Raw genomic sequence first — 21,495 nt, 5'->3', positions numbered from 1 at the left:
ATGAGCACAGTGCCGCGACGGTTCGAGATCCTGCTGGTGCCCGCCCACGTCGAGGACCGCGCCGGTGCGGCGGTCGAGGACAGTGCCGTCCGCACCGCCGTCGTCGAGCTCACCGGTGAGAACGGTGCGTCGGGCTATCCCCGGTACGCGGGCCACGGCATCGTGGCCGACGTCGATCCGATGACCCGCACGGTGGAGGCGCTGCTCGTGGACGGCGCGGAGCTGGACTACGGGCTGACGGCCCTGGTGTCGGACCGGCTTCCGGGCTGAGTACCGGGACTCCAGGCGGAACGTGGACACGACGGCCCGGGGGCGGAGTTGGGGCCGCAGGGCCACGGTCCCCGCGAGGGCGCGGCCGGGTCAACGCCGGCCGGGCCGTCCGATGGACGACCCGGCTGGGGCGGTCACTGCTTCTGCTGCGCGTCCTCGATGGACTTGCGGACCTCGTCCATGTCCAGACCGCGGGCCTGGCCGATGACGTCCTCCAGGACCGGCTCCGGCAGCGCCCCGGGCTGGGCGAAGACGGCGACCCTGTCCCGGACGATCATCAGTGTGGGGATCGACTGGATCTCGAAGGCGGCGGCCAGCTCCGCCTGAGCCTCGGTGTCCACCTTCGCGAAGACGAGATCCGGATGCCGCTCCGAGGCCTGCTCGTACACCGGGGCGAACTGGCGGCACGGACCGCACCAGGAAGCCCAGAAGTCGATCAGGAGAAAATCGTTGTCGGCAACGATCTGATCGAAATTGTCCTTGGTGAGCTCAACAGTGCTCATGACTTCCTACCTTTTCTTCCTGGTGTCCGAACGGACCCTCCTGGGACACCCGACGGCCGTGGGAGTTTCCCCACGGACAACGGACGCATGGAGCGGCCGTATTCCGCCTGCCCATGTGGCCGCCGCGCACACGTGGCACCAAACTGTTCCTATGACGGAAGCCGTGGAGTACGACGTTGTGGTGCTGGGGGCCGGTCCGACCGGGGAGAACGTGGCGGGGAGGACACGGGCCGCGGGACTGAGCACGGCGGTGGTGGAGAGCGAACTCGTGGGCGGTGAGTGCTCGTACTGGGCCTGCATGCCGAGCAAGGCACTGCTGCGACCCGTCATCACCCGCGCCGATGCGCGCAGGGTGCCGGGCGTGCGCCGGGCCGTGCAGGGACCGCTCGACGTACAGGAGGTCCTGGCGCACCGGGACGAATACACCTCCCACTGGAAGGACGACGGCCAGGTCGCCTGGCTGGACTCGATCGGCGCGCGCCTGTACCGGGGGCTGGGCAGGCTCGCGGGTCCGCGGAAGGTCGCCGTTGCCGGCCCGGAAGGCGAGCACCACGTCCTCACCGCCCGGCACGCCGTCGCCGTGTGCACCGGCAGTCGCGCCGTGCTGCCCCGGCTACCGGGACTTGCCGGCGCAAGGGCCTGGACCAGCCGTGAGGCCACCAGTGCGAAAGCCGTACCGAACCGGCTGGTCGTCGTCGGCGGGGGAGTGGTCGGAACGGAGATGGCCACCGTGTGGCAGGCCCTCGGCTCGCAAGTGACGCTCCTCGTACGGGGCGGCGGGCTGCTGCCCCGCATGGAACCGTTCGTGGGTGAGCACGTCGCCGACGCGCTCACCGAAGCGGGGGCGACGGTGCGCACCGGTGTGAACGTCGCCGCGGTCCAGCGGGCCGACTCCGGAGGCCCCGTCGTCGTCGTGCTCGACGACGGCGAGCTCGTCGAAGCCGACGAGGTCCTGTTCGCCACCGGCCGTGCGCCGCGCACCGACGACATCGGACTCGAAACGGTGGGCCTGGAGCCCGGCTCCTGGCTGCCCGTCGACGACAGTTGCCGGGTCGAGGGCAAGGACTGGCTGTACGCGGTCGGTGACGTCAACCACCGTGCCCTCCTCACCCACCAGGGCAAGTACCAGGCGCGCATCGCCGGGGCCGCGATCGCGGCCCGGGCACGGCACGTACCGATCCTCGAGTCGGACCGCTGGGGTGCCCACGCCGCCACCGCCGATCACGACGCCGTGCCCCAGGTCGTCTTCACCGATCCGGAAGCGGCCGCCGTCGGCCTCTCGCTCGCGGAGGCCCGGGCCGCGGGACACCGGGTCCGTGCCGTGGACCAGGACCTCGCCGCCGTCGCGGGCGCGGGGCTCTACGGCGACGACTACCGGGGGCGGGCCCGCATGGTGGTCGACCTCGATCGTCAAGTGCTCCTGGGAGTCACCTTCGTCGGTCCGGGCGTCGGGGAACTGCTCCACTCGGCCACCGTCGCGATCGCCGGTGAGGTGCCCGTCGACCGACTCTGGCACGCGGTTCCCGCGTACCCGACGATCAGCGAGATCTGGCTGAGACTGCTGGAGGCGTACCAGGACGGAAGCGGCGCCTGAATCCCACGGACCGGGCCCGGCGGCCGGTGGCCGACGACGTGTCCGAGTCCACCGTCCGCCGCTGGCGCGACGAGCTGATCGGGCTGCTCGCCGCCCAGGCGCCGCACCTGGACCGCGCCTCGGGGAAGGCCGCCGGGCAGGGCGGGAGGTGGTCCTGATCGCGACGGCACTCTCATCCGCACCCAGCGCCGCACCCGGCACGGCCGACCCGGCGCAACCATTCCGGCGAGTACCGCAGCCACGGCCTGCACTTCCTCGCCCCGGCCGACGAGAAGAGCCGCATGATCGGGAAACCGCCGCCCGGCCCGGCCGCACCCACGACAACACCGCCGCCCGCCACGACCCCATCCCGGCCCACCTGCGCGCCGCCGGCCTCGGGGCGTTGACCGACCTCGGCTTCCGCGTCTGGACAACGACGTCCTCGACCCCCTGGTCGTCACCGGCTCCACCGCCGGCCGCACCCACGAGTTCACCCCGAGCAGGAAGAACGCCCACCGCGTCCTCGCTGCCGGGCACGCCCCGGTCGAGCACGGCCCCGCTCACCTCAAGAACTGACGGGCTCTCACCGAACGGCGTACCGATCCCGCCCGCGCACCCCACCTCCTGCGCGCCCTGCTCGTTCTGACGAACCTCGAAGTCAACCGCCGACGGACGATCTTCTCCGAAGGGTGCCGCCCCCGACTTGATAGGCAAGTCAACACTTGCCTATCCTGCGATGGTGGCCGACGACCTTTTCAAAGCTCTGGCCGACTCCACCCGCCGCACCATCCTCGACGTGCTCGCGGAGAAGTCCGGGCAGACCCTGTTCGAGATCTGCTCGCGACTGAGCACGAAGCATCAGCTCGGTATCTCGCGTCAGGCGATCTCCCAGCACCTCGCCGTACTGGAGACCGCCGGGCTCGTCGAGACCAGGCGGGAGGGCCGCTACAAGTTCCACGACCTGAACACGGCCCCGCTGCGACAGATCCCCGAGCGATGGCCCGGACCCGACACATCCGGACCAGAGAAGAGCACTCCATGAAGATCCATCTGACCAGCATCTTCGTCGACGACCAGGCCAAGGCCCTGGCCTTCTACACCGAGATCCTCGGTTTCGTGAAGAAACACGACGTTCCGCTGGGCGGCGAGGCCCGCTGGCTGACCGTCGTCTCACCCGATGCGCCCGGCGGCACCGAACTCCTCCTGGAGCCCGCCGGCCACCCGGCCGTCAAGCCCTACCGTGACGCGCTCGTCAAGGACGGCATCCCGCTCGCCCAGTTCGCCGTTGACGACGTGCGGACGGAGTACGAGCGCCTGAGCGGCCTCGGCGTCCGCTTCACCCAGGAACCCCTGGACGTCGGCCCCGTCACCACCGCCGTCCTCGACGACACCTGCGGCAACCTGATCCAGATCGCGACACAGCCCCAGTAGGCGGTCAGCCTCGTGCGAGGGCCCGGCAGCAGTGGCGGCCGGACCCTCGCCCGGGAAGCCCGGTATCAGCGTGGCGGCACAACCGAGGGGGACCGCCAATCCGGCGATCACGTACAGTCACTCGCCTGTGCGGCCGCGCGTAGGCAATCGAGAGCCGGCCACCCACAGCCCGCTCCCGCCGTCACATGATCTACTCCTCAGACAGCCGCGCACGACCGGCACGAGCACCCCGACAACCCGTCACACCAGTCCTTCGACCGGGGACTTCACGTTGGCAGAGGCTCACCCCACCGCGGCGGGTACGTCTCACCGCGCGGTGACGACCGTCGGGACACGCGCCGCCGGGGTGCATCGGCCCACCGCCGGGCTCACGGTGCGGACGGCAGGTCCCCCGACATCGCAGCCGCCAACCGCAGATGGGCGGTCGCCTCGGCACCCCGCCCCTGGCGTTCCAGGGTGCGGCCGAGCATCAGCCGGGCGTAGTGCTCCACCGGGTCACGGTCCAGGACGGTCCGCAGCTCGGCCTCGGCCTTCTGCAGTCGGGCCGAGTGGTAGTAGGCGCGCGCCAGCAGCAGCCGGGGCGCGATCAGCTCGGGGGCTTCGGCCACGAGCCCGCCGAGGATCCCCGCGGCCGTCCCGTACTCCTTCGCCTCGAAGAAGAACCGGGCACGCTCCCAGCGCTCCGCCGCAGTTCCGAACTCGTAGTAGACGTCGCTCACTTGTCCTCCCCGCTCGTGGTCGCACCGTGGTCCTCGGCGACGGTCGACACCGGGGACCCTCGCCACGGCCAACCGGAGGAGCAGGGGGAATATTCCGGAAGCAGTGTGGTCCGGCGCATCCCGCTCCGGCGGGACTAGGTTGGGGCCATGAGTAATCTTGATCGTCAGGCTGCCCCCTCCGTCTGCGGTGGTCGCGGGTTCGTCGTCGCCGAGCCGGTGCGGGAGCTGCTCGCTCCCCGTCGGGTGCCGCTGGGCGAGTCCACCGAGGTACGCCGACTGCTCCCCAACCTCGGCCGGCGCATGGTCGGTGCCTGGTGCTTCGTCGACCACTACGGGCCGGACGACATCGCCGACGAACCGGGCATGCAGGTCCCGCCGCATCCGCACATGGGCCTGCAGACGGTCAGTTGGCTGCACGAGGGTGAGGTCCTGCACCGCGACAGCCTCGGCAGCCTCCGGACGATCCGACCGCGCGAGCTCGGGCTCATGACCTCGGGACGTGCCATCAGCCACTCCGAGGAGAGCCCCGAGCCGCACGCCCGCTTCCTGCACGGCGCCCAGCTGTGGGTCGCGCTGCCCGGGTCCCACCGTCACGTGGAACCACACTTCCAGCACCACGCCGAACTGCCGCACGTCACCGCGCCGGGGCTCGTGGCCACGGTCATCCTCGGTGAGCTCGACGGCGCGGTGTCACCGGGTTCGACGTACACGCCGATCGTCGGGGCCGACCTGGTGCTGGCCCGCGGCACCGAGACCGATCTGCCGCTGGAGCCGGACTTCGAGTACGCGGTGCTGTCGATGTCGGGGGAGGCCCACGTCGACGGTGTTCCCGTCCTGCCCGGTTCGATGCTGTACCTGGGATGCGGTCGCAGCGAACTACCGCTGCGCGCCGAGTCGGACGCCGGGCTGATGCTGCTCGGGGGCGAGCCGTTCGCAGAAGAGATCATCATGTGGTGGAACTTCATCGGGCGGACGCAGGAGGAGATCGAGACGGCGCGCAGCGACTGGATGGAGGGCTCCCGATTCGGCGAAGTGAAGGGCTACGACGGGGGTCGGCTGTCCGCTCCCGAACTCCCGCCGGTGGCGCTGAAGCCGCGGGGGAGGGTGCGTTGACCTGGGACGTCGAGGTGATGTGGCGAGGTGCCTCGTCAAGGACGTGACGCGATCCCGGGGGCCGTCACCCTGCTGGCCCGTCGTCAGGTCCCGGCGATCTCGCGGGTCCTGAAGTCACAACGGGACGCGAGTGCTCGGGCAACTCGCCCGTACCGTCGTCCCCGACGGCTACGGGACCTCCATCTACCCGTGCAACGCACGCACACCGCACCGCACCACCGCGCCGTGAGATCCGAGCCAGATCGCGGAAGACGGGACAGGGGAGGCTGCGCTCGGGAGACCTCTCGTTGGTTTTCCAACGGGTTTCGTCAATGCCGACTGCCTCGGAAGGTGCGCCGGTAGACGACGGGAGAGACCCCGATCGCGGCATGCAGGTGCTCTCGCAGGGAGCTCCCGGTGGCGAAGCCGACCTGGTGGGCGATGTCGTCCACCGCCAGGTCCGTGGTCTCCAGCAGGCGCTGTGCCTGGGTCACGCGCTGTTGGATCATCCAGCGGCCGGGGCTCATGCCGACCTCCTCGTTGAACCGGCGAGCGAAGGTGCGCAAGCTCATCCGGGCGTGACCTGCGAGTTCACTCAGGGAGAGCGGCTCCTGCAGGTTCTCCAGCACCCACTGGCGGGTGGCCGAGGTGCCGTTCGCAGAGGGTGCGGGCACCGGGTGCTCGATGTACTGGGCCTGACCACCGTCCCGCCACGGGGGTACGACACAGGCCCGAGCCACGTGGTTGGCGACGGCGGCACCATGGTCCCGACGCACGAGATGGAGGCATACGTCGACGCCGGATGCGGCGCCGGCCGAGGTGAGCACGTCACCGTCGTCGATGAACAGGACGTCCGGGTCGAGCGCCACCTGCGGATGCCAGGACCGGAATGTGTCCGCGAGTGCCCAGTGGGTGGTGGCGGGCCTGCCGTCGAGCAGGCCGGCGGCGGCAAGGACGAAGGCCGCGGTGCAGATGGACACGATCCGTGTCCCGGGGGGCACGGCCGTGAGTGCCCGGCCGACCCCCGGAGGCAGCTCACGGGTGAGAAGAGAGGTGTCGAACGGTGGCAGCAGCACCGTGTCCGCCGACTCCAGAAGCTCCGGGCCGTGTTCCACGGTGACCGAGAAGTCGGCGTTCGTCGCCACGGGCTCGCCGTCGACCGAGCAGGTCAGGACCTCGTAGCGGTCCTCGGCCGCGCCGAGGACACGGCTGGGGATGCCGAGCTCGAAGGGGTACACCCCGTCCAGGGCGAGGACGACGACACGATGGAGCTTTCCCATGGCAGGATCCCGTCGAAAGTTGGCATTCATGCCATGGTACGGGACGGGGCGGACGGCGACGCTTGACGCATGACGAACCACCCCACCATGCGAGCCATCAGCCAGGACACCTACGGCACCCCCGACGTGCTGCAGGAGGTCGTAGTGCCGCGGCCCGAGCCCGGCCCGGGCCAGATCCTGGTCGCCGTGCGCGCGGCCGGCGTCAATCCAACCGACTGGAAGCACCGCTCCAGTGGCATGTTCCTCAACCGCCTGCCGCTTGTCCTCGGCTGGGACGTCTCCGGCGTCGTGGAGGCCGTCGGCTACGGTGTGACCCTGTTCAAGCCGGGCGACCAGGTCTTCGGAATGCTGCCCTACCCGCACGGCGTCGGCTCCCACGCCGAATACGTGACCGGCCCCGCCCGCGCTTTCGCTCACAAGCCGGCCGGCCTCGACCACATCCAGGCCGCTGCCCTGCCGCTCGCCGCGCTCACCGCGTACCAGGCGATCGTCGACACCGCCGGGGTCCGTACCGGAGATCGGGTCCTCATCCACGCGGCCGCCGGGGGCGTCGGCCACCTCGCCGTCCAGATCGCCAAGGCCCGCGGCGCCCACGTCATCGGCACGGCCAGCGACTCCAAGCACGCCTTCGTCCGTTCCCTCGGCGCGGACGAAGTGGTCGACTACCGCACCACCGACTTCCGCGACGCCGTCCGGGACGTTGACATGGTCCTCGACCCCCTCTCCGGCGATACCCGCAGCCGCTCCCTCGACGTGCTGCGCCCCGGCGGCGTTCTCGTCTCCCTGCTGCGCGGCACGGACACGGACGAGGCGGCGAAGGCCGCAGCCCGCAAGATCCGTGTGGAGACCCTACTGGTCGAGGCCGACCACACCGGCATGAACACCATCGCCGACCTCGCCGCATCCGGTGCCCTGCGCGCCCACATCGAGGCCACCTTCCCTCTCGCCGAGGCGGCGAAAGCTCACGCCTTGGGCGAGATGGGCCGCACCACCGGCAAGATCGTCCTCTCCGTGGACGCGGCAGCATGACCCTCTCAGCTGCCGGGCGACTGATGGCCCACTGACGCGCGGTAGCGGAAAGCGAGCATCGAGGAGTGCCAGAGCAACACCGGACGGGGAGCGCGCGGCGGCCGGCCGCATCCCCGCGCCGGTGAGCGACGCACACCCCGCCGCTGCGATCCCCGGTATGCCCACCGCCGAGACCGAGACCGAGACCGAGACCGAGACCGAGACCGAGACCGAGACCGAGTCCGGGCCCCGGCGACACCGAAGCCGCCGGAGCGAGTCCACGAGGCGTACGACGACCGGCAGCAGACCGCGAACCGCGTCTACGTTTTCCCCCGACACTCCCGAGAGCCATCGGTCACAACCAAGCGCCCCTCTCCTGAGAAGTCATCCCTCGCGCCAAGGCAGGAGCCGAGGGGGCAGGACCGACACCCAACGGCACTGCCCCGCGCATTCCATTAAACCGGCAAAACGTCATGTAGGGCCACAAAGCACCGTGGCGGACGAGGGGTTGCGTCGACGCTGCCACGTTGGCTGGTTCATGGCGTTGATCCTGGTGTTGATCGGAGCGGGAGGGGCGGCCGTGGAGAGTGCGTCCCCGTCGCACAAGAGGCACTGGTGCCGGTCGAGATCGACTTCCACTGTGCGTGGTTGTGCCACTTTTTCCCGCTCGGCCTCCGTTTGGTCGAGGGGCTGATGCTGGAGTGCAGTGTGATCATCTCGCGCTCGTCGTTCGGGAGTGGATCACCGGAGTCACCGGCCTGCATGCCAAGTCCTGCATGCCAAGTCCTGGGCACAAGCCTGGGAACGGGCCTCACTGCACATCCCGACACAACGTCAGACATTCACACGCCCAACAACGTGACAACGCCTCCGCGAGTACCTCCGGTGGATCTCGCGGACGGTTGAAGCGGAAAGAAACGGCTGCAGCTACCTTGCGGTAACCAAGAGGGGCGTGTCACATTCTCCTGGCGTCCGGCCGGCGTTCATCTTCATCAGCTCCCGTGGCCGATTTTCGATGTCGGCACGGCCAGGATGCAGGAGTTTCGTCGTGCCCGGATTTCGTTTCAGATCCCGGCGGGTTTCCGCCGGGGTGGTCATGTCCACTCTTCTCCTCGGCTTGCTGGCCGGCGGTACCACCCCCGCGATGGCGAGCCCGTCGGGTAGTGAGCCCACTGCCGTGGTGTCGATGGGCGACAGCTACATCTCTGGAGAGGCCGGCCGATGGCTGGGCAACAGCAACACGCAATCTGGCAGCCGCAGCGGTACGGACCGCGCCTACACCGCCACCGGCTACGATCCGACGCTCGTCTACGGAAGCACATACGCCAGCGGTTGTGACCGCTCCGACTCCGCCGAGGTGCGCAGCAGCACGGGAATCGGCGACGTGCAGATCAACCTGGCCTGCTCCGGCGCCACCACCGCCAACATCTTCAGGTCCACCAGCGGCGGAAAGTCCATGAAGGGGGAAGCGCCACAAGCCGACCAGCTGGCCAAGGTCGCCTCCACCAACCGCGTCAAGCTGATTACCCTCTCCATCGGCGGCAACGACTTGGGCTTCGCCGACATCATCGCCACCTGCGCCGCGGACTACATGGTCTGGTACTCCTACTGCTACGACGACCAGCAGAAGGTGGTGGACAGCCGGATGGCCGCCGCGATGGCCGGAGTCTCCAAATCCATCAAGGAAATCCGGGCGGTGATGTCGGCCGCAGGCTACTCGACCGGGAACTACCGCATCGTCTTGCAGTCCGCGCCGTCACCGATCCCGCGCAGTTCCGAGAACCGCTACCCGCAGAGCGGCTGGACCCGGGTGACCACCGGGGGGTGCCCATTCTGGAACAAGGACGCGGACTGGGCACGCGACACGTTCACCCCACAGTTCTCCGCCCGTCTGAAAGCGGTCGCCGAGGCGGAACAGGTCCAATTCCTCGACCTGCAGGACATGCTCCAGGGGCGCGAGGTCTGCTCCCAGACGACCCGGCTGGCAACGTCCGGGCAGGGGCCCTCGGCAGAGACCAGCGAGTGGGCGCGGTTCATGGTCAGCGGGGTCATGCAAGGGACCCTCCAGGAGTCCTTCCACCCGAACTACTACGCGCAGCGCGCCCTGGGACGCTGCCTCACCCTCATCTACGCGCACCCGACCCGGAACTACGCCTGCAGGAACACACCGGGACGCGACACGTCCGGTATGTACCTGACTACCGTGTCCTGAGCGCGGACCTCACGGCGTCATGGCGTGAGCGGTCTCCTCCCAAGCCCGCAGGCCGGCTTCCGACTCCTTCCCGGGGCAGGGGGCGCGTGATGTTCCCGCGGACATCTGCGACGGGGACGCCGGCCCTGCGGCGGAGCACCGGGATGACGGTGTTGTGATGACGGCGGGAGGCGAGCCACGGGGGTGCACCGACGGCAACCGCCTCCTGGGCGGCCCTCGGTGGCCCGCCGGCGAACTCCCTGCCGTTGAGATCCCCCACCGCGGCAGGGGCGTGAGCGCAGTGGGTGTGTTGCGGGACCCGGCGGGGCGCCGGCCGTCTCCTCGCTGTGGTGGCTCGGCCGCAGCATCTCCCGCCAGCCAGACCGCTGCCAGCGTCAGTGAGAAGGCGAGGTGCTCCGGTACACCCGTCGGCGAGCCGAGACGGTCCAGTACGAAGGCCAGAACGGCATAGCCCGTACCCGCCGCGACCGCCAGGGCACGGCGGAAGCGGACCTGGTGGGCTCCGGCCGAGAACAGGGCCAGGTACAGCCCCACACTGGCGAACGTCGTGGCGAAGCCGAGTGCCTGATGCGCGGCGAACGCGCCCGCGACGACCGCCAGGCAAGCAGCGGGCCATCGGCGGCGGACCGCCAGCGGCAGGGCCATGGCCAGGGTCAGCGCCAGGCCCAGCGTGTTCGCCGGCCGCTCGGGCAGGTCACCGATCTGGGCCCCGATGTCCGAAAGGGTCGGGATGAACGCCAGCAAGGTGAGCGCCAGAGCGAGGGCACCGTCCTTGGCGCGGGCGTCCCGCTCCCGCCATCGATTGAGCCGCTCCCGCAGCCACGAGGGCTCCCACGGCGCCTGACGGGACATCACTTCCGCTTCCTCCGCTCGGGGCTCAACGCCGGGCGCGTCGCCGGGGCAGCAGTCCTCCGCCGCGGCGGGCCAGGACCAGCATGGGGACGGTGAGCAGAACACCGATGACGACGGGCACGATCGAGGTCTCCAGACCGAAGGCGCCGCCGCTCAGCACGGCCGGCCCGTGGACGTCCACGGTGAACAGACCCTCGGGCGTGTAACCGGAGACCGGGATGCCGAGCAGGTGCTCGGTGGTGTTCCAGACGAGGTGCAGACCAGCCACGAACCAGATGCTACGCCGCCACACGAACGCGGCCCCGAGCAGGACCCCGGCCTCCAGCGCGATCGCCAGCGCGCTCCACGGGCTCGCTCCGGGGTTGAGCAGGTGGGCGGCGCCGAAGAACAGCCCGGTGACCGCGATGGCGGCCCGGCTACCCCACAACTGCTCCAGGGCCTGCAGGGCGAGCCCTCGGAACATCAGCTCCTCGGCGACGGCGGCACCGGTCTGCACCGCGACCGCGGACCCCACGACCGACAGGAAACCATGCCCCGCCCAGGAGAACGTGTAGCCCCCGAACAGTGTGATCAGGAGCGTGGAGGCGAGGATGAAGCCCAGGCCGATCCCGCCGCCGAGCAGCGCCTCGCGGCCAGCCCCGTGCCGCGCGATCTCGGGTACGGGACGGTGTGCGACACGGCGCATGACCACCCGGTACACGGCCACCGCAGCCACCGCGCCCAGCACCGGCACAGGACCGGGGCCCGTCGCGGTCAGGCCGGAGACCGCACCGACGCCAACGATTCCGGTCAACATCCAGACCGGCGGAGAGCCGGTGATCCGGGTGGTGCGGCCGCCGCCCGGACCGGAGCTGGAGCCGGAGCCCGCGTCGTGGTCTGCGGCGGATGTCGCGTGCATGGTGGTGGCCTCCCGTGGGCATCGGCCGCCCCGTCGGCGACCCGTCGGCAACACTAGGTAGTGGGCGCCGTCTCCGAGTCACCCCGGTGGAGACGATCCGGGTAGCTCCCACGGGGGATGCGCGGACCGGGCCCGGCGGTCGTGGGCCGGACTGAGTTCCCTCGACAGGGTCCCCTCGACGGGGGCGCTGCCCAGTCCGTCCCCGCAGAACCCCACGGACACCTGGATCCGGTACGCGTCCCGGTGACGGTATCCGCCCCGGCGCGTGCGCATCACCGCCCGGCCGACCGTGACGGTACGTCCGGCGATCCCTGTGCGGCCGGTGCAGCGACCTGCGCCGCTCCGTGGATCCGGAGGCGTCGCCATTCGCGCGGTGTGACTCCGTAGGCGGCGCGGAAACGTCGGGTGAAGTGGCTGGGGCTGGTGAATCCGCAGCGGGCCGCCACGGCCGAGACGGGCAGTCCGGCGTGCCGTGGGGAGGCCAGCAAGTGGCAGGCCGCTTCGAGTCTTTCGGAGATGACCCACTGTTCGAGTCGGATCCCGGCCCGACCGAGGACCGCGTACAACTGGCGCCGGGAGACGGCGTGTTCGTGCGCGATGCGGTCCGGTGTGAGGTCGGGGTCCGTCAGATGGCGGCGCACGTAGGCCGTGATCCGGTGAGTGAGGGAGTCGTCCATGGCCGCGCGGGCACGCCGGTCGTCCTCGTCGTGTGCCGCCGAGGTCAGTAGGGCACGGACCAGTTCGACGGTGGCGTTGCCCAGGGCGGCGGCGCCGGGGTCGGCCTGCAGGTCGCCGGGGTTCTGCCAGAGGGCGCGCAGATGGGCGAGGAGCAGGTCGTGCAGCGGGCTGGCTCGCAGTCGTACGGAGGCTCGTACGACGGTGTCCACCGGTACCCCGAGGTGTTCCATGTCGATGGTGATGGCCTGGGAGGCCCCTTCGTCGGACCAGCCGTAGCGGCGGGGAGCGAGTTCGTGGAAGACCGCGATGTCGCCCGGGCCGAGCACATAGCGTTCGCCGGCGTTCTCGGCGTGGTGGACGCCCGCGGTCTGGAGCGAGACCGATACCACGGGGCGGTCGCGGTGCCAGCGGACGTGCCGGGCGGTCCGTCGTACCTCGAATCCGGTGCTCCGCATCTCGAAGAGGTCGAGCGAGCCCACCCGCCATCCCTCGAACCGGGCGCGGATCCCCGTTTCGAGTGGCTGGTGGACGACGTCGTTCGGCACCGACGTGTCGGTCAGGGCATGGTGAAAGGCGTCAGCACGATCCTTCGGGGCGAAGGTGTCCAGATCCAGCAGCAGCATGAAGTCCCCCTCGTGAAGCGCTCTTTGGCGCCCAGAGGCATTCTCCGTCAGATGGCGGTCTCTCGGAGACGGACGGTGCACGCAGAGGTCCGAGTCCTTCTCCGGCCGATCCTGCCGCAGCTGCGTGGGGTCTTCCCCCAGCACGAGAGGGCCGACCGCACCTCCACGAACGCCCCGGAGTACCCCGCCGTGGTCGAAGCAGCGGAGCCACCGGCCACAGCGAGATCATCCTGACCCGTGCTGTGGCCGGGTGCCCGGACTGCCCGCCCCCTCCGCCCTCACCAGGGCTACGAGGTCTACGTGGTCGCCGACCCCTCGGCCGAGGTGACCCCGGCAGCCCACGGGCACGCCGTGCAGTTGACGACGGCGGCCGGCGCCGTCCCGTCACCTGGCTCCAGGTGCACCGCGAGCACCCCGTCGTGCGCCTGCACGCATCGCCGATCCGCCCGGAAAACGCATCGAGGTGGACGCATCGCGTTCATCGGAGGGACACCCCGGACAGCCGTAATGACGGAGTTGTATGGACAACCGTGGTCCGCACAACGTCGGACCCGCTTCGGCTTCCTCCCCCTGGAGTACGCGTGACCAGCACCACCCGCCTCGCTGCCCGCACCGCGGTGTTCATCGGAGCCCTCGGGCTCACCGCCCCCATGCTCACCGCCTGCGGTGCCGCACCCGACAAGGGTGACGGCGCCGGCAGTGGTGAGAACGTCGCGTCCGCGGCCTCTGCCGCCGACGCCGGCGGGATGGACGCTCTCGTCGCCGCCGCGAAGAAGGAGGGCACGCTCAACGCGATCGCCCTCCCCCGCGACTGGGCCAACTACGGAGCCGTCATCGACGGGTTCACCGAGAAGTACGGCATCAAGGTGACCGTCGAGAACCCCGACGGTTCAAGCCAGGACGAAATCAACGCGGTCAGGACCCGCAAGGGCCAGGATCGTGCCCCGGACGTCCTGGACCTCGGCGCCTCCTTCGCCCAGGCCGCCGCCGCCCAGCGTCTTACCGCCCCCTACAAGGTCGCGTCGTTCGACAAGATCCCGGCCACCCAGCGTGACCCGGAGGGCCGCTGGTTCAACGACTACGGCGGCTACGTCTCCATCGGCTGCGATGCCAAGCGGGTCAAGGTCTGCCCGCAGAGCTTCGCCGACCTGCTGAAGCCCCAGTACAAGGGCAAGGTCGCCCTCAACGGCAACCCCACCAAGTCCGGCTCCGCGTTCGGCGGGGTCTACGCGGCGGCCCTCGCCAACGGTGGTTCCTTCGACGACATCCAGCCAGGCATCGACTTCTTCGGCAAGCTGAAGAAGAACGGCAACTTCAACCCCGTCGAATCCACCCCGGCAACAGTCGAGAAGGGCGAGACCCCGATCAGCATCGACTGGGACTACCTCAACTCCGGCTACGCGGAGCAGTTCAAGACCCAGGGCCTGGACTGGAAGGTCGCGGTCCCGTCGGACGGCGTCTACGCCCAGTACTACTCGCAGGCGATCAACAAGGACGCCCCGCACCCCGCCGCGGCCAGGCTGTGGCAGGAGTACCTGTACAGCGTCGAAGGCCAGAACCTGTGGCTGAAGGGCCACGCCCGCCCCGTGCTGATGCAGGCGATGACCGCTGACGGCACCATCGACAAGGAAGCCGCGGCCGCACTCCCCTCCGTCGCCGGCACCCCGAGGTTCCCCACCGAGCCGCAGACCGCAAAGGCCAAGGAGACCCTCGCGTCCGGCTGGGCCGCAGCCGTCTCCGGGTGATCCGCCGATGACCCTGCTCGACACACCCGCCCGCCCCTCGGCCGCTTCGGCCGTGGGCGCAGGCTCCCGCCCGGGACACCGCCGCCGCTCCTGGGCCTGGCTGCCCGCGGTACCGCTGCTGCTCCTCGTCGCGGTCGCTTTCGGACTGCCCGCGCTGGCCATGGCCGACGGCGCGTTCACCGTCACCGACCCGGCCACGGGGGCGTCCGGCGGCTACGGCCCCGACAACCTGACCCGGTCGGTCGACGGCGCGTACCGCACCGCGCTGCTCGGCAGCGTCGAACTGTCGGCGCTCACCGCCGCCGCAGGCACCCTCTTCGGGTTGCTGCTTGCCCACGTGGTGGTCACTTCCCCCGGACGCGCCCTGCGCGCAGCCGTGCTCACCGCCTCCGGTGTGCTCGCCAACTTCGGCGGTGTGCCACTTGCCTTCGCGTTCGTCGCCACCCTCGGCAACGCGGGAGTCCTCACCACCCGGCTCGGCCTCGCAGACCACGGCTGGTCGCTGTACGGATTCTGGGGGCTGGCGCTCACCTACCTGTACTTCCTGGTGCCTCTGATGGTGCTCACCGTGGCGCCAGCACTCGACGGACTGCGCATCCAGTGGCGAGAGGCGGCCCGTGACTGCGGAGCCTCCACCTGGCAATACTGGAGGCACATCGGCCTCCCGGTGCTGCTGCCCACGCTGCTCGGCGGCTTCGTGCTGCTCTTCGGCAGCGCCTTCGCGGCGTACGCCACCGCCGCCGCGATGGTGGGAAGTTCGGTCCCGCTGGTCACCCTTCAGGTCGCCGACGCGCTCTCCGGCAACGTCCTGGTGGGCCAGGAGGGCGTGGCCCTCGCACTCAGCCTCGACATGGTCGTCGTCGCGGCGCTGGTGATGGCCGTCCATCTTCCGCTACAGCGAAGGAGCACCCGATGGCTCGGACGGTGAACCGTTCCCCGTCCGCGAGCGCCCGACCGTGGCGTATCGCCGTGCTGCTCACGGCCGGGGCGTACTTCCTCGTGCCACTGCTGTCCTCGGCGGTCTTCACGCTGGACATCCCCGGCCAGGGGCTGACCCTGTCCTCCTACACCAGGATCCTCGACGCGCCCGGTTTCGCCGCGAGCCTGCTGCTGTCGCTGGCACTCGCAACGGCCACCACCGTGCTCGTACTGCTGGTGACCGTGCCCGCAGCGGTTGCCGCCCGGCTATCGGCCCCGCGCCTGCGGCCGGTACTGGAAGTGGTGTGCACACTGCCGTTGGTCGTGCCTCCCGTTGCCCTGACCGCCGGTATCGGGACGGTGCTGCGCTGGGGCCCGGAGAAACTGTCGACGACACCGCTGTACCAGACCTTCGTCGCGGTGCAGAATCCCGACTTTCCGCTCGTCCTGGTCCTCGCGTACGCGGTGATGGCCCTGCCGTTCGTCTACCGGGCGCTGGATGCGGGACTGCGCTCCGTCGACGTCCGCACCCTCGTCGAGGCCGCACGCGATCTGGGCGCGTCATGGCCCCGGGCCCTCGTCTCGGCCGTACTGCCCAACCTGCGTGGTGCCCTGCTCAATGCCTCGTTCCTCACCCTCGCCCTGGTGCTGGGCGAGTTCACCGTCGCCTCGCTGCTCGGCTTCCAGCCGTTCGCCGTCTGGATCGTGCAGGCTTCCGGCTCGGACGCCCGGCTCTCGGTCGCCGTGTCCCTGCTGAGCCTTCTGCTGACCTGGGTGGCGCTGTTGGCGCTCACGACACTGGGCAATCGCCGTAGCGGGCCCCGAATTTCCCGTACCTCCGAAGGAAAGACCTCCCGATGACGAAGCTCGCCCCACCGGTGCGCACCGGCTCGGACCTCCAACTGCGCGGCCTACGCAGGGCTTTCGGTACGACCGTCGCACTCGACGGCCTGGATCTGGTCGTCGCCTCGGGCGAACTGCTCGCCTTGCTCGGACCATCCGGATGCGGCAAGACCACGGCGCTGCGGGTCCTCGCGGGCTTCGAGCGGCCCGAAGCGGGACAGGTGCTGCTGGACGGAGAGGACGTCGTGCCGGTGCCTGCCAACCGCCGTGACACCGCCATGGTGTTCCAGTCGTACAGCCTCTTCCCGCACCTCACCGCCGCCGACAACGTGGCGTTCGGGCTGCGGATGCGCAAGGTGTCGGCACCTGAACGCCGTTCTCGTGCAGCCGAGTTCCTGGAGCTGGTCGGCCTGCCAGGCCATGGCGGGCGCTACCCGCACCAGCTCTCCGGCGGTCAACAGCAGCGGGTCGCCCTGGCCCGGGCGTTGGCGCTGCGTCCCCGACTGCTGCTGCTCGACGAGCCGCTGTCGGCGCTCGACGCTCAGGTGCGCGTCTCCCTCCGTGAGGAGATCCGCAGACTCCAGCTCGAGCTCGGCATCACCACGGTGTTCGTCACCCACGACCAGGAGGAGGCGCTGTCGATGGCTGACCGGGTCGCGGTGATGAACGGTGGCAGGCTCGAACAGTGCGCCAGTCCGACCGAGTTGTACGCGCGTCCCGCGACCGACTTCGTGGCCGAGTTCATCGGCACCATGAACCGGGTGCCCGCGCGGGCCGGCCACGGTGGAGTCGTTGAGGTGCTCGGCGTCCGGTTGCCCGTGGAGGGCTCGGCACCCGCGCCCGGCGACGTCTGTGCACTGATCCGCCCGGAGGCCCTTGACGTCACGCTGGACTCCGGCGGCACGGCGAAGGTCATGGGAACGGCGTTCCACGGCGCGACCACCCGGGTACGAGTCGCCCTCGCGGACGGCACGGCCGTACAGGCGGACGTACCGACACACGCGGCGACGGAGCTCGCCCCGGGGACGGCAGTGTCCGTGCGCCCGCACGAGCGTCCGGTCCTCGTTGCCCGTGGAGCCACCCGGTGACCGCACTGCGCGGCGTGTTGTTCGACATGGACGGCACGCTGGTCGACACCGAGGGCGTCTGGCTGGACGTCGTGGAGACCGCCGCCGTACGCCGCGGCCGCACGCTGGACGCCGAGCGGCGCACGGCCGTGACGGGCCGCTCTGTCGGGGACACCGCAGCGATACTGCACGGCTACCTGGAGGCGCCGGAGGCGGAACTTGCGGCTGAACTGGGCGCCGACTTCGCCGCCCGACTGTCGGAGACGACCGAACCGCGCCCCGGCGCACTGCGGCTACTCGCCGCGCTGCGCGCGCAGGACGTGCCGACCGCGCTGGTGTCGGCGTCGCCGCGGCACGTCGTCCACCAGGTCGCGGCGACCCTGGACGGGCACCGCTTCCACGCGGTGTTCGGTGCCGAGGACACCGAGCGGACGAAGCCGGAGCCCCACCCCTACCTGGCAGCGGCAGCGGCGCTCGGTGCCGACCCTGCGCACTGCGTTGTCGTCGAGGACAGCCCGGCGGGCATCGCTTCGGCGCGGGCGGCGGGCTGCCGGGTGCTGGCCGTACCGTCGACCGAACCGCTTGCGGCGGCCGACGGAGTGACCCTCGCCCGGTCACTGGCGGACGTGGATCCCGAGTTGCTCAGCTCGCTGTTGGCATGACCGGACGACGACATGACGGGGTGTGCGGGTGAGCGAAGGACGCCAGAGGACACCGCTCTATCTGAAGGTTGCCGGCGACCTGCGTTCGGCGATAACGGCGGGTGAGTACGACTCCGGCACGAAGCTGCCGGCGGAGGACGAGCTCGCCCGCCGTTACGGGGTGTCCAGGGGCACGGTGCGCCAGGCGCTCGCCGAGCTGCGCACGGACGGGCTGATCACCTCCCGGCGCGGCACCCGCCGGGTGGTACTGGGCGCCCCTCTCCTGCACAGCTTCGGCGAGCTGCGCAGCTTCACCCGGTGGGCACGATCGCTGGGTGAGGAACCCGGCGGCCGGGTGGTGGCGATCGACCGGGTCCCGGCGAACGAGGAGGAGGCGGAGAGACTCCGTCTCCCGCAGGGCGCGACGGTGTACCGGGTGCGGCGGCTGCGCACGCTCTCGGGTGCTCCGGTCATGGTGGAGCGGACGACGTACCCGGAGTGGATCGGGAAGCTGGTCGCCGCGATGCCGCGGAACACGGTCTCGCACTCGGAACAACTGGGGCGGCACGGAGTCGTGTTCGCGGACGCCCGGCACACGATCGACCTGGTCCCGGCGGACGCGGCGGACGCGGAGCTGCTGGGCTGTGCCGCCGGGGAGTCGCTGCTACGGGAGCTGCGGCACTCCACGGACGCTACGGGGGCGCCGGTGGAATGGTCTCAGGACCGGTACCTCCCCGGAACGGTGGCGTTCACCGTGCAGAGTTCGACGGCGACCAGTGCGCTGGGGCGCAGGCTGAGCCGGTAGGCAGCGGCAGAGCCCACCGGGTTCCCCGGCCCGGCGGTCTGCATGAGTCCGCGTTTGTCGTGGGGGAGTTCCCGACGAGAGGAGCCATCGGGACGTACTTCCGTGGGTGGACCCCACGGGCCCGGACTCCACGCGCCCGCGCATCTGGGTCGCCCGGGGGATGTGGAAGCGCCGCAACCGCTCCCCAGCCGTGTTCGTCGGGCTGCGGGTGCGAGAGGTTCCCTCTCTGGGGGATGCTCCTCGCCGTCCGCGCGGGTCCACCTGGGACGTCAGGCCTGCCGGAGATCCCGAGATCAGCCGCCGAACGGCGCAACATCCCGATGATCGGGTGGTCCTCACAATCGTGACCCTGAGAGCGATATGCCGCTATCACAGGGCTGATCGATGGTGTATCTCGATCGACACTCCCGCCCGTACGAGATTATCCGATTTGCGGCTTTTGCTGTGTTTTGATACGTCCGCTGGCGTTCGGGGCGCTGCGTGACGGTCCATCACAGAGAGAGGGTGTGTCGGATGTCTGGAACTCGGGGCACAGATGATTCTGATCGCACACGGTCGGCGACGCTGAGCCGGCACTGGAAGATGGCCGTGCTGGCGGCCGCGGGCTTCGCGACGATCGTTGGCACGACGACGCTGGTCGCCGTCACCGACGACGGAAAGGCGAAGAGTCCCGCCGCGGTGGCTGACAAGGGCAAAGGCAAGACCGGGCCCACCCCCGCCAAGACCACCACCACCCGCGGCGGGAGCGCCGAGACCGACGAGGACGGGGACTACTGGGCCGAACGCGCCGGAAACCCCGATGCGAACGGTAGCGGCAGCAGCGGAAGCCAGTCCGGCGACAGCTCGGAGCGCGGTCGCTCCGGGGACCATGCGGGAAACACGGGCTCCGGCGCCACGGGCTCGGGCAGCCACGAGAAGAAGGGCCCGGATGCGGCGGACACGCAGAAGCGCTCCGCCCGCCCGAGCAGCTCCGCCGGGCAGAACGGTCCCGAGGGCCACGGCAGCGGTGACGGGCAGGGTGGCCACCGCGAAGGATCCGGCCGCGAGGGCGAGGACTGGGAGGGGTGGGGCGGTCATGACGACTCGGGCGACGGCCATGGCAAGGCGAGGTTGGTTGACTGTGACCCCAACGATCTGATCTGGGCGATCATCCAGGCCAACAGTGACGGCGGGGGGACGCTGACCCTGGCGGAGAAGTGCACCTACACCCTCACTGCGAACCAGGACGGTAATGGTCTTCCCGAGATCATTCAGCCCATTACCATCGACGGTAATGGTGCGACCATCGCCCGTGCGGCCAATGCCGACCAGTTCCGCTTCTTCGAGGTCGGGGTCGGCGGTGACCTCAAGCTCCGTCACCTCACCCTCACTCGCGGCAAAGCCGCCGTCAACGACGACGGCGGTGCCATCCATGTCACCCCCGCCGGGCGCCTGGACCTGGACTGCGTCACGCTCCACAACAACACCGTCGACGACACGAACGGCTACGAGGGCGGAGCCATCTACAACGAAGGCATCACCACCATCCGCAACAGCACCCTCAGCAGCAACTCCGCCAGCAGGGGAAGCGGCGTCAGCAACAACGGCGGCAAGCTGGAAATCACCACCTCCAAGCTCACCGGAAACACCGCCAATTCCGACGGCGCGGTCCGCAACGCGAACGGCACTACCACCATCAGCAAGAGCCTGCTCAGCCACAACTACGGCAGTGCCGTCGACCAGGACGACGATGCGGGCCTGATCGAGATCGACAAGAGCGCCATCCTCTACAACCACGACGACTCCGGCGGTGGCGGCATCGACTTCACCCCGACCGGGTCCGGTGGCCTGCACGTACGCAAGAGCACCATCGCCTACAACACCGCTGCCGACGACGACGGCGGCGGTCTGCGCATCACCGGATCCGCGGTGATCGAGGACAGCAAGATCTACGGCAACACCATCGTCGACGGCAACGGTGGCGGCGTCATCATCGGCCAGACCGACGGCGAAATCGTGGCCCCCGGTGAGGCCGCCATCCGTCGCACGGTGATCAGTGGCAACCAGGCTCCCGGTGACGGCAACACCGGTGGTGGCATCTACATCACCGAGCAATCCACCCTCAACCTGACCAACGGCAAAATCACCGACAACACCTCCGACGAGGAGCCCGGCGGTATCGACAACAACGGCACCGTTACCACTCACGGCAGGGTCAAGATCATCGACAACGTTCCGACCAACTGTCAGGGAAGCTCCAACAGCGTTCCGAACTGCTTTGGCTGATCGCTCCGACGAAGAGATATCGGACGGGCACCTCCAGTCACGGTCCTCGACGAGGTTGTCTCAGATCCGCCC

The 21,495-nt window shown here is 69.9% G+C and carries 20 protein-coding genes; 14 read left to right on the top strand and 6 right to left on the bottom strand.

The window, feature by feature from the left end; all coding sequences use genetic code 11:
• A complete protein-coding gene (locus ACFXOM_RS25505) occupies positions 1-270 on the top strand; it encodes a hypothetical protein (protein WP_384941868.1) in 270 nt (89 codons plus the stop codon).
• Between the two features lie 134 nt (positions 271-404).
• Here ACFXOM_RS25505 and ACFXOM_RS25500 read toward each other — a convergent pair whose 3' ends face one another.
• On the bottom strand, positions 405-773 hold the full coding sequence (locus ACFXOM_RS25500; protein WP_384941870.1) for a thioredoxin family protein: 369 nt from the start codon (positions 771-773) through the stop codon (positions 405-407).
• A 151-nt stretch (positions 774-924) separates the two neighbouring features.
• On the opposite strand from ACFXOM_RS25500, the gene ACFXOM_RS25495 reads away from it, so the two are divergent.
• The 3 genes from ACFXOM_RS25495 (at position 925) to ACFXOM_RS25485 (ending at position 3,777) form a co-directional block, all read left to right on the top strand.
• Complete coding sequence (locus ACFXOM_RS25495) at positions 925-2,367, top strand: dihydrolipoyl dehydrogenase family protein (protein ID WP_384941871.1); 1,443 nt, start codon at positions 925-927, stop codon at positions 2,365-2,367.
• 718 nt (positions 2,368-3,085) lie between these two features.
• The gene (locus ACFXOM_RS25490; protein WP_384941873.1) at positions 3,086-3,388 is read left to right on the top strand and encodes an ArsR/SmtB family transcription factor; all 303 of its coding nucleotides are present in this window, start codon (positions 3,086-3,088) and stop codon (positions 3,386-3,388) included.
• Complete coding sequence (locus tag ACFXOM_RS25485; protein ID WP_385039453.1) at positions 3,385-3,777, top strand: VOC family protein; 393 nt, start codon at positions 3,385-3,387, stop codon at positions 3,775-3,777. The genes ACFXOM_RS25490 and ACFXOM_RS25485 overlap by 4 nt, the downstream gene beginning before the upstream one ends.
• A gap of 368 nt (positions 3,778-4,145) precedes the next feature.
• Here the strand turns inward: ACFXOM_RS25485 and ACFXOM_RS25480 are convergent, their stop codons facing one another.
• The gene (locus ACFXOM_RS25480; RefSeq protein WP_385039450.1) at positions 4,146-4,496 is read right to left on the bottom strand and encodes a tetratricopeptide repeat protein; all 351 of its coding nucleotides are present in this window, start codon (positions 4,494-4,496) and stop codon (positions 4,146-4,148) included.
• 147 nt (positions 4,497-4,643) lie between these two features.
• Here ACFXOM_RS25480 and ACFXOM_RS25475 point away from each other — a divergent pair, with 147 nt between their 5' ends.
• Positions 4,644-5,609, top strand: a complete 966-nt coding sequence (locus tag ACFXOM_RS25475) for a pirin family protein (protein WP_384947000.1) — start codon at positions 4,644-4,646, stop codon at positions 5,607-5,609.
• Positions 5,610-5,917: 308 nt separating this feature from the next.
• On the opposite strand, the gene ACFXOM_RS25470 is transcribed toward ACFXOM_RS25475, so the two are convergent.
• Positions 5,918-6,868, bottom strand: a complete 951-nt coding sequence (locus tag ACFXOM_RS25470; RefSeq protein WP_384941881.1) for a GlxA family transcriptional regulator — start codon at positions 6,866-6,868, stop codon at positions 5,918-5,920.
• A gap of 87 nt (positions 6,869-6,955) precedes the next feature.
• Here ACFXOM_RS25470 and ACFXOM_RS25465 point away from each other — a divergent pair, with 87 nt between their 5' ends.
• Both ACFXOM_RS25465 and ACFXOM_RS25460 read left to right on the top strand, forming a co-directional pair.
• The gene (locus tag ACFXOM_RS25465; protein WP_385039560.1) at positions 6,956-7,897 is read left to right on the top strand and encodes an NADP-dependent oxidoreductase; all 942 of its coding nucleotides are present in this window, start codon (positions 6,956-6,958) and stop codon (positions 7,895-7,897) included.
• Between the two features lie 1,075 nt (positions 7,898-8,972).
• Complete coding sequence (locus ACFXOM_RS25460) at positions 8,973-10,088, top strand: GDSL-type esterase/lipase family protein (protein WP_384941883.1); 1,116 nt, start codon at positions 8,973-8,975, stop codon at positions 10,086-10,088.
• A gap of 9 nt (positions 10,089-10,097) precedes the next feature.
• Here ACFXOM_RS25460 and ACFXOM_RS25455 read toward each other — a convergent pair whose 3' ends face one another.
• The 3 genes from ACFXOM_RS25455 to ACFXOM_RS25445 form a co-directional block, all read right to left on the bottom strand.
• Positions 10,098-10,940, bottom strand: a complete 843-nt coding sequence (locus ACFXOM_RS25455; RefSeq protein ID WP_384947001.1) for a hypothetical protein — start codon at positions 10,938-10,940, stop codon at positions 10,098-10,100.
• Positions 10,941-10,965: 25 nt separating this feature from the next.
• Complete coding sequence (locus ACFXOM_RS25450) at positions 10,966-11,838, bottom strand: CPBP family intramembrane glutamic endopeptidase (protein ID WP_384947004.1); 873 nt, start codon at positions 11,836-11,838, stop codon at positions 10,966-10,968.
• Positions 11,839-12,110: 272 nt separating this feature from the next.
• Entirely contained in the window at positions 12,111-13,139 is a 1,029-nt protein-coding gene (locus ACFXOM_RS25445; protein WP_385039447.1) for a helix-turn-helix domain-containing protein, read from the bottom strand.
• 650 nt (positions 13,140-13,789) lie between these two features.
• On the opposite strand from ACFXOM_RS25445, the gene ACFXOM_RS25440 reads away from it, so the two are divergent.
• From ACFXOM_RS25440 to ACFXOM_RS25410, 7 genes are all read left to right on the top strand, one after another.
• Positions 13,790-14,884 carry an ABC transporter substrate-binding protein gene (locus ACFXOM_RS25440; RefSeq protein ID WP_385039558.1) on the top strand — a complete coding sequence of 365 codons (1,095 nt, stop codon included), beginning with the start codon at positions 13,790-13,792 and terminating at the stop codon, positions 14,882-14,884.
• 7 nt (positions 14,885-14,891) lie between these two features.
• On the top strand, positions 14,892-15,812 hold the full coding sequence (locus ACFXOM_RS25435) for an ABC transporter permease (protein ID WP_384941889.1): 921 nt from the start codon (positions 14,892-14,894) through the stop codon (positions 15,810-15,812).
• Positions 15,797-16,663, top strand: a complete 867-nt coding sequence (locus ACFXOM_RS25430; RefSeq protein ID WP_384941891.1) for an ABC transporter permease — start codon at positions 15,797-15,799, stop codon at positions 16,661-16,663. The genes ACFXOM_RS25435 and ACFXOM_RS25430 overlap by 16 nt, the downstream gene beginning before the upstream one ends.
• Positions 16,660-17,733 carry an ABC transporter ATP-binding protein gene (locus ACFXOM_RS25425; RefSeq protein WP_384941893.1) on the top strand — a complete coding sequence of 358 codons (1,074 nt, stop codon included), beginning with the start codon at positions 16,660-16,662 and terminating at the stop codon, positions 17,731-17,733. Before ACFXOM_RS25430 ends, ACFXOM_RS25425 begins: the two co-directional genes overlap by 4 nt.
• On the top strand, positions 17,730-18,374 hold the full coding sequence (locus ACFXOM_RS25420) for an HAD family hydrolase (RefSeq protein ID WP_384941895.1): 645 nt from the start codon (positions 17,730-17,732) through the stop codon (positions 18,372-18,374). Before ACFXOM_RS25425 ends, ACFXOM_RS25420 begins: the two co-directional genes overlap by 4 nt.
• A 28-nt stretch (positions 18,375-18,402) precedes the next feature.
• Positions 18,403-19,158 carry a GntR family transcriptional regulator gene (locus ACFXOM_RS25415; RefSeq protein WP_384947008.1) on the top strand — a complete coding sequence of 252 codons (756 nt, stop codon included), beginning with the start codon at positions 18,403-18,405 and terminating at the stop codon, positions 19,156-19,158.
• Between the two features lie 513 nt (positions 19,159-19,671).
• Positions 19,672-21,423 carry a hypothetical protein gene (locus tag ACFXOM_RS25410; protein ID WP_385039444.1) on the top strand — a complete coding sequence of 584 codons (1,752 nt, stop codon included), beginning with the start codon at positions 19,672-19,674 and terminating at the stop codon, positions 21,421-21,423.
• The last annotated feature ends 72 nt before the right edge of the window (positions 21,424-21,495 follow it).

The sequence above is a fragment of the Streptomyces sp. NPDC059169 genome (genome assembly GCF_042755225.1).
GTDB lineage: Bacteria > Actinomycetota > Actinomycetes > Streptomycetales > Streptomycetaceae > Streptomyces.
The sequence above is the reverse complement of the archived record's forward strand: the minus strand, read 5'-3'. Positions and strand labels throughout refer to the sequence as shown.